Origin of the sequence: Sphingobium xenophagum, from assembly GCF_031457465.1 — a bacterium.
Classification (GTDB): domain Bacteria; phylum Pseudomonadota; class Alphaproteobacteria; order Sphingomonadales; family Sphingomonadaceae; genus Sphingobium; species Sphingobium xenophagum_A.
Window position 1 is genome coordinate 249,394 of record NZ_JAVDWV010000006.1, and the last position, 7,732, is coordinate 257,125.

General features: G+C 63.5%; 6 protein-coding genes. 1 reads left to right on the forward strand and 5 read right to left on the reverse strand.

The window, feature by feature from the left end:
• Window positions 1-11: 11 nt before the first annotated feature.
• The 5 genes from J2W40_RS08315 to J2W40_RS08335 all read right to left on the reverse strand — a co-directional run bounded on the left by J2W40_RS08315 (window position 12) and on the right by J2W40_RS08335 (window position 6,947).
• Complete coding sequence (locus tag J2W40_RS08315) at window positions 12-3,293, reverse strand: error-prone DNA polymerase (RefSeq protein WP_310223502.1); 3,282 nt, start codon at window positions 3,291-3,293, stop codon at window positions 12-14.
• Window positions 3,290-5,113: a Y-family DNA polymerase gene (locus J2W40_RS08320; RefSeq protein ID WP_310223504.1), complete on the reverse strand. Its 1,824-nt coding sequence runs from the start codon at window positions 5,111-5,113 to the stop codon at window positions 3,290-3,292. The genes J2W40_RS08315 and J2W40_RS08320 overlap by 4 nt, the downstream gene beginning before the upstream one ends.
• Window positions 5,013-5,807, reverse strand: a complete 795-nt coding sequence (locus J2W40_RS08325; RefSeq protein ID WP_310223506.1) for an ImuA family protein — start codon at window positions 5,805-5,807, stop codon at window positions 5,013-5,015. Before J2W40_RS08325 ends, J2W40_RS08320 begins: the two co-directional genes overlap by 101 nt.
• Window positions 5,808-5,889: 82 nt before the next feature.
• Window positions 5,890-6,327, reverse strand: a complete 438-nt coding sequence (locus J2W40_RS08330) for a DUF1810 domain-containing protein (RefSeq protein ID WP_310223508.1) — start codon at window positions 6,325-6,327, stop codon at window positions 5,890-5,892.
• Entirely contained in the window at window positions 6,324-6,947 is a 624-nt protein-coding gene (locus J2W40_RS08335; protein WP_310223510.1) for an SOS response-associated peptidase, read from the reverse strand. The genes J2W40_RS08330 and J2W40_RS08335 overlap by 4 nt, the downstream gene beginning before the upstream one ends.
• A gap of 38 nt (window positions 6,948-6,985) precedes the next feature.
• Here J2W40_RS08335 and J2W40_RS08340 point away from each other — a divergent pair, with 38 nt between their 5' ends.
• Window positions 6,986-7,504, forward strand: a complete 519-nt coding sequence (locus J2W40_RS08340; RefSeq protein WP_310223512.1) for an SOS response-associated peptidase family protein — start codon at window positions 6,986-6,988, stop codon at window positions 7,502-7,504.
• The last annotated feature ends 228 nt before the right edge of the window (window positions 7,505-7,732 follow it).

The following is a 7,732-nucleotide window of genomic DNA, read 5'->3' on the forward strand; positions in this document are numbered from 1 at the left end:
TTGTGGGCACGTCAGTGGAAGTCATGGCTACGGATCGGCACGAGTTCTGCCTGCGAGGCAAGCGTCGTAAACGGCGGCGAGGACAATGTGCGGCCGCTGGGGAACGTCGGGTCGCGCGGGTCGGGACCGCCGCCATGCGAGGCGCCATCGCCGCGCCCCGGTGCGACCGTGAAGTCCATCCGCCCGATCGAGCGCAGCATCGCGTCATGATCGATGATGCGATCGCAGATGATGTGGATCACTTCGCCTTCTTTTTGCAAACGCCCCCGCATCGCGATCATCGAAGCGGACATCACCTGACGACGGTAGGTCTCAAACCGGTCGGGCCAGAGGATGCCCTGCGCGACCCCAGTCTCATCCTCGATCGTCACGAACAGCACGCCCTTGGCGGAGCCAGGCCGCTGGCGTACGAGGATGACGCCTGCCACCTCGATATTGCGCCCATCGCGGATCGAAGGAAGGTCGCCGCAGCGCACGATCCGCATGGCGTCGAGTTCGGCGCGCAGAAACTGCAGCGGATGGCCGCGTAACGAAAGTTGGGTCGAGCGATAGTCCTCCACCACTTCGCGCCCTGCCGTCATCGGTGTCAGCACGACATCGGGTTCCTGTCCCTCGGGCGAGAAGAGGCCGGCACGGGCATCAGCGGTTGCGAACAGGGGCAGGGGCGCTTCACCCAGACCCTTCACCTTCCAAAGACCCTGCCGCCGATCCTGCGCCAGGCAATGGAACGCGTCTGCTTCAGCCAAGCGCTCGATCGCGGCGCGGGGCACCCTGGCGCGACGCCAGACGTCCTCGATGCCTTCATAAGGTGCAGGGCCGCGGGCTGCGGCGATGTTGGCACCGTGAGCATTGGCAAGCCCGCGCACGCTGCGAAAGCCCAGGCGCACGGCCATATAGCGACCGCATGTCTTCTCGAGCGTGCAGTCCCAATGGCTGTGGTTGATCGAAACCGGCCGCACGTCGACACCATGATTGCGCGCGTCCCGCACGATCTGTGCGGGCGCATAGAAGCCCATGGGTTGGGCGTTGAGCAGTGCAGCGCAGAAGACGTCGGGATGATGATATTTCATCCAGCAGGACGCGTAGGCGATCTTGGCGAAAGACGCGGCATGGCTCTCGGGAAAGCCATAGGAGCCGAACCCCTCGATCTGCTTGAAGGTGCGCTCGGCAAAGTCCTTGGAATAGCCATTGGCGATCATGCCGCCGACGAGTTTGTCGTAAAAGTGGCTGACGCCGCCTGTGAGCTTGAACGTCGCCATGGCGCGCCGCAGTTGGTCGGCCTCGACCGGCGTAAAGCCGGCGCCCACGATTGCGACCTTCATCGCCTGTTCCTGGAAGAGCGGAACGCCCAGTGTCTTTTCGAGCACGGCACGAAGCTGCGGCTTCGGATATTCCGGCTTCTCCTTGCCTTCGCGGCGGCGGAGATAGGGGTGAACCATGTCGCCCTGGATCGGACCCGGGCGCACGATCGCCACCTGGATGACGAGATCGTAGAACTCGCGTGGCTTCATGCGCGGCAACATCGACATCTGTGCCCGGCTCTCGATCTGGAAGGTGCCAAGCGTGTCGGCCTTCTGGATCATGCCGAAGACGTGCGGGTCATCATCCTGCAGATCAGCCATCGTCTTCCTGACGCCCTTGTCTTGGCTTAATAGGGTGAAAGCGCGGTTCATGCAGCCCAGCATCCCCAGGCCCAGCACATCGACCTTCATGAACTTCAAGGCATCAATGTCGTCCTTGTCCCACTCGATGATCTGGCGATCCTCCATGCGCGCAGGTTCGATCGGCACCAGATCGTCGAGCCGATCCTGTGTCAGGACGAAGCCTCCAGGATGTTGCGAGAGGTGGCGCGGCGTCCCGATCAGCTGGCGCGCGAGATCCAGCGTGAGCTTCAGGCGATGATCCTCGGCATTCAGATTGAGGCTCTCGATCTGCTCCTGCGGAATGCCGTCCATCGACCAGCCCCAGACAAGACCAGTCAGCATCTTGGTGAGATCGCGCGGCAGGCCCAGCGCCTTGCCGACCTCGGCCACCGCGCCGCGGGTGCGGTAGCGGGTGACGACTGCGGTCAGCGCAGAACGGTCGCGGCCATAGCTGTCATAGATCCACTGGATGATCTCCTCGCGCCGCTCATGCTCGAAGTCGACATCAATGTCGGGCGGTTCGCGTCGTTCGCCCGAGACGAAGCGCTCGAACAGCAACTCATGGCTGATCGGATCGATCGAGGTGACGCCAAGCAGATAGCAGACGCAGCTGTTGGCGGCCGAGCCGCGACCCTGGCATAGAATGCCGCGTCGGCGGCTCTCGGCAACGATGGAATGCACGGTCAGGAAATAGGGCGCATATTCCAGCTCGGCGATGAGCTTTAGCTCATGGTCGATCTGCTGGCGGTAGCGCGCGGGCACCCCATCTGGGAATTTGGCGATTGCAGCCTGCTCGGTAAGCGCGACCAGGGCTTCCTGGGCAGTGCGACCCTGCATCACCTGCTCATAGGGATATTGATACTGGATCTCGCCCAGATCGAACGAGCATTGCGCCGCAATGTCGGCGCTGGCCTGGATGGCATCGGGAAATGCTGCGAAGCGCCGCTCCATCTCGGCGGGGGATTTCAAATCGCGGTCCATGAAGCGCTCGCGCCGGAAGCCAAGTTCGTCGATCGTGCAACGCTCGCGGATTGCGCTCACTACGTCCTGCAATGGTCGCCGTTCGCTGCTGTGATAGAGAATGTCACCGGTAGCGACCGAGCGTACGCCATGCCCCCGCGCCAGTGCATCCAACCGGTGCAGGCGATCGGCATCGTCGGGGCGGCGGCGCAGCGACAGTGCGGAGAAGCCGCGCGGTCCAAAGGCCGCCTGCAGATCGCTCAGATGGCCTGCAGTGATTTCGTCCGGCATGTCGGGCACGAGGATCGCGACCATATCCTCGGCATGGGCGGCGACATCGGTCCAATGGAGGATGCAGCAGCCTTTGCCGCCGCGTGCTTTGCCGATCGAGAGAAGCCGCGTCAGCCGCGACCAGGCGGGACGGGTTCGCGGGTAGAGCAGCAGCGCGCGTCCGTCGGTGAGATCGACCCGGCTACCAGGGATCATACGCACACCGGTCGCTTTCTGGCCCGCCCAGCCGCGCACGACACCGGCCACCGAACTGCGATCCGCCAGGCCCATGGCGCCATGTCCAAGCGGCGCTGCCGCCGAGTAGAGTTCCTCAGGCGAGGACGCGCCGCGCAGGAAGGAGAAGTGGCTGGTGACCTGTAGCTCAACATAGGTGGTCGGGGGGATGATGCTGGGTCTCATCCGAACACACCATGCATGTGCCAGCTCAAGTCCCCGGTGTCGGGATCGACGCCATCGCCCCGGCGAAACAGCCAGAATCGCTCACCACCTTCGGCTTCGACCCGAAAATAATCACGCGTTGCCCATTTTTCGCGATCGGTGCGCCACCACTCGCCATGGATGCGCTCGGGACCATCGCCCGCTACGACGCGATAGTCCTGCCGCCGCCAGGTAAAGCGGCGCGGCGGGTGATCGGGCATGAGCGCGACGACATTGGACAGAAGCTCGGGCCGGCGCAGCAGGCGAACCGGGCGCTTCCAGACCGGCCAGCCGGTCGGTGCCTGCATCGGTGCAATGCGCCTAGCAGCGCGCTCAGGCACATCGCTTTCATCGGAGGATAATCGGAACAGCGCCGCGTCCCCGGCACGCGCGCTCAGCTGATCAACGAGCGGCGCGAGATCGCCGCCCTTGCGCGATGTCGCCAGCAGCGCGCCCATTGCCTCAGCGCCAAGCGGCTCATGACGGGGTACGACGAGATGCATCGTCTCGATGCCGAGGCCCGGTTCCAGTTGTGCAAGCCGAAGGCTGAACATGCGCTTCAAGTGCCTGGCGTCCCGCGTTGCGCGCGACGCGCCGACCACCAGACGCTGGGGTTCGCCATCCACCCGGACCGCCGTGAGCAGGACCGTGCGCGCGCCGATACCGCGCCGGAGGAGCACGATCACAAGATCATCGACAAGGTCGGAGATGACCTGCGCGATGCTGTCCGGTGTTCCGATCGGCTCGAGCATCTGGCGGGTCACAAGCGGTGCCTCCGTCGGCAAAACCGGGATGATGGGTTCAGCGATGAGGCCGCGCGCCTGATCCAGCCGCTCGACCGTTCTCAGGCCCAGCCTGCGGGCAAGTGGCCCGCGCGGCATGGGGTAAAGATCGGCTATCCGCTCCAGGCCGAACCGGGCTGCGGAGGCCAGTGCTTCCGGCTCAAGGCGCAGAGCTGCAAGCGGCAGATCGGCAAGAGCTTGTGCTTCCTGTCCTGCAGGAAGCAGCGTTACGTCGTTCTTGCCGTACCGCGCCAGGGCGTGGGCGGTGCCCGGGGTGGGAGTAATCGCAATATGGGCGGTCAGGCCAAGGCGTTTGAGGAAAGCCAGCAAGCGGCGACAGAAACGCTGCTCTCCGCCAAACAGGTGGGTGGTGCCGGTAAGGTCTAGCCACAGGCCATCCTCGCCAGACACGCTGGCGGTGGGCGTCCAGTGCCGGGCGGCATGGAGCGCCAGCCGGTCGAGCAGCGCCCGGTCCGCGTCCAGGTCTGCGTCCTGCACGTCGAGATCGGCCACCAGCGCGCGGGCGTGCGCCGCGGCCATACCTGGGCGCAGACCAAGATCGAGCGCCAACGGGCAGGCTGCGGTGATGACATCGCGTTGTCCCGTCCGCAGGACCAGCACGGTGGAGCGTCCCCAAAGCGTTGCCCAGCCAAGCGAGGGCGCGGACGTCGTGCCCCTCCCTTCATCGGAAGGCATCACCTTAAAGGGATGCTCGGCATGTTCGCTGCGTCGCCCCATCTCGCGCATGGTAGGCCGCTGATGGGCTGGTAGCGCGTCGAGTTCCGCCTGGCTTGGACGCCCGATAATGGCTCCGTCGCGTGCCCATCGCGCGCCCGGCCGCCATCCGCCACCGCGCGGCACCGAGCAGGCGCCCGGATCATCGTCTATGGGCTCTGCAAGGCGGGGCTGCAGGGCCGCGTCAGGCAGCGCGGTTGATCGCGCCATCCCGCGCATCCGCTCGACGCGGCGCAGCCGTTCGATCGCGAGATGGGGCAGGAACAGCGAGGCGACCCTTGGCATCGCACGCCTCCAGTTCGAGAGAAAAGGGATCACCATTGCGCTGTCGTACCAGCTCGACCTGCCAGCGCGGGCGGCCGACGCCCGGCCAGGCAAGGCGCTCCGATGGCACACAGCTGACCCGCCAGCGTGTCATGGCCGAGGATGGCGAGGAGAGGGGGCAACGGTCGCGCGTCCGGTGACGGCGGTAGAGCAGCATAGGGGTCTGCCCATCCGATGCGGCCAGCTGCAGTCGCCGGGTCGCGGTCATGTCGGCGGACTTCACCTCTGCAATGACGCAGGCGAGGGATCCATCGCGTAGCGCGTCCTCAGCGATGGCCAGCACGTCCACATCCTTGCGGCCCTGAGCATAGAGCAGCTTTGCAGGCCCGATACCAACCTGCTCAAGTCCTGGGGCATAAAGATCGAAGGCCGTCATGGCCCAGCACACGGTCTGGTCGGCTTCCGCCGCGAAGCGTGCAGCTATCCCGGCCAGGAAAAGCGTGGCGGCGGCATCGTCGTTCAGGCTCGCTGATCCAGCGGCGATCTCATGCAGGCCTCCACCATCAAGGCCGCCGCTCGCCAATCGGTCATCCACGCTGCTGATTCCGAAAGGCAAGCTTGGGATCGACAGGATGCGCGTCTGGACCACCGCTTCGCGCAGCCTTGCAACAGTGTCGGTCGCCGACAAGGCGAGATGGGATGAGGAAGCAGGCATAGGGACATCGACTCAAATGTTCCCTTTACGTTCCAGATGCGCGCCATGTTCGTCAAGGCGACAATTTTGCGCGAATGTGCAGCTAGTGAGTTGTCTTGTGGGAAGCCGCCAGCATCTGCTGAGTCGCCTTGTCCCGCTCGCCTGCGAAAAAGCGCTGCAGCACCGCATCGATGACTGGCGATGCCTCTGCCGCCTCGAATAAGGTGAGTGACGACCGCAGTTTCATCGCGTCTGTGGCTCCGAAAACGACAACGGGATCACTCGCCTCAAGCACGGCCACGGCTTCGACACAGGCCCGATAGCGCGAGCCGAGTAGCGGATGGGCGCAATAAGCCCGTGCCTCACCAAGCGAAGCGATGCCATAATACTGGGCTATCGGACTATGACCCAGCCCTCGTAGCTGGGGGAAGATAAACCACATCCAGTGCGAGCGCTTGTGACCGGCGCAGATCTCGGTGAGCGCAGTATCGAAAACATTGGCCTGCGCGTCAACGAAGCGGCCCAGATCATGGGCGCTCACAGGACCAGCGCTCCCTGCGCGGGCGGCATGCCATAAACCTGGGTGACCGGCAGGCTTCCTTGGGGGAGCCATCGTAGCACTTTCCTGGCCGGCACGGCCGGGTCCAGCCAATCAGCCCATTGGTCGCGGGTCAATGGGATGATCTGGCGATGATGATAAGGCGCAACATCTGGGCCTGCATCCATGGTGAGCATGGTGAAGGCCTCACCTGCCAGGCTCTCACGCCAGATGCCGGCAATACAGAACCAGCGATGATCAGCCATGGTGAAGAGCCATTTGTCGAGCCGCTTCTGCTTTGGCTCCGCCGGGTCGGTGAACTCGTAAAAGCCATCGGCCAGAATCAGGCAGCGGCGTGACGAAAAGTCCCTGCCCTCGCTGCGAAAATTATAAACCGGCTTTCCCTTGGGGCCTGGCCAGCCCCAGCGGCGATTGACCAGTTGGGCCGTGCCGCGCTCGTGGTCTTCGGTGCCGCGCACGATCGGTGCCATGTCAGTGATACGGATATCTTCCCGTGCTGGCACGTTCGGCGTGCCTTCCGGAATCTTGATCTTGATAGACAGATTGTCGAAGTCTTCGGCAATTGAGGCGAGATCGACCAGCAGCCGGTAATCGTTGCACATCGCTTGCTCCTGTTAATCGTTCCTTGTATGTTCTGGAGATGGAATCGAAACCCATACCCTTCGACACAGACGGCGTCTCCAGCCGCCGCGCCATCATTCGGCGTAACCCTAATGATCCACAAGAGATTGAGATGATCGAAGCGGCCTGGGGTTCCGATCCGCGCTTCAGTGATGGCGTAACCTACGAATTTATCCGATCCGAGGGGAAGCGCTTCCCCGCCAACCGCTGCCTGGTAGCAGCGTCCGAATTCCACATACGTAATGGCGATAAGAAGTTTCGTGCGTTTCGTGAGGATGGCAATTTCTTTTACCTGGCCGCGATCTGGGAACCAGCCATGGGCGACTGGCCGGTTAGCTATCGGATCATAACGGTCGATGCTAACCCCGAGATCATCCGCTATCAGTCGCGGCATGGCGCAATGGTCGAACGTCGGGATGCGCAAAAGTGGTTGAGCCATACCGTGCCCGAGGAGGAGTTGATTGTAACGCCTCCGTTCGGCACGTTCACGGTCGAGGAGATACCGACTTTGCCTATGCAAGCGAGCTTTGCGCTCTAGTCTCGTCGTATCACGAAGCCATCGTTATAGCCGAACCAATGAATGCCGGCTTCCGACCAATGTCGGTCGTTCGATGTGATTCCGGGGATCGTCCGGTCTCTAACGGAAACGGTCGTTCGCGATGACGAAGGTGGTAAGCGTGGGCTGGAGACCGCAGATCAGGCGGCTGCGGCGATCGGTTGCTGATCGGGCCGCCAGTTCCACGGCATGAGTTCATCCCAGCGGGCA

Excerpts from the sequence above, each read along its gene's own strand:
- J2W40_RS08315 (WP_310223502.1), bottom strand. The coding sequence starts at position 3,293 with ATGAGACCCAGCATCATCCCCCCGACCACCTATGTTGAGCTACAGGTC.
- J2W40_RS08320 (WP_310223504.1), bottom strand. The coding sequence starts at position 5,113 with ATGCCAAGGGTCGCCTCGCTGTTCCTGCCCCATCTCGCGATCGAACGG.
- J2W40_RS08325 (WP_310223506.1), bottom strand. The coding sequence starts at position 5,807 with ATGCCTGCTTCCTCATCCCATCTCGCCTTGTCGGCGACCGACACTGTT.
- J2W40_RS08335 (WP_310223510.1), bottom strand. The coding sequence starts at position 6,947 with ATGTGCAACGATTACCGGCTGCTGGTCGATCTCGCCTCAATTGCCGAA.
- J2W40_RS08340 (WP_310223512.1), top strand. The coding sequence starts at position 6,986 with ATGGAATCGAAACCCATACCCTTCGACACAGACGGCGTCTCCAGCCGC.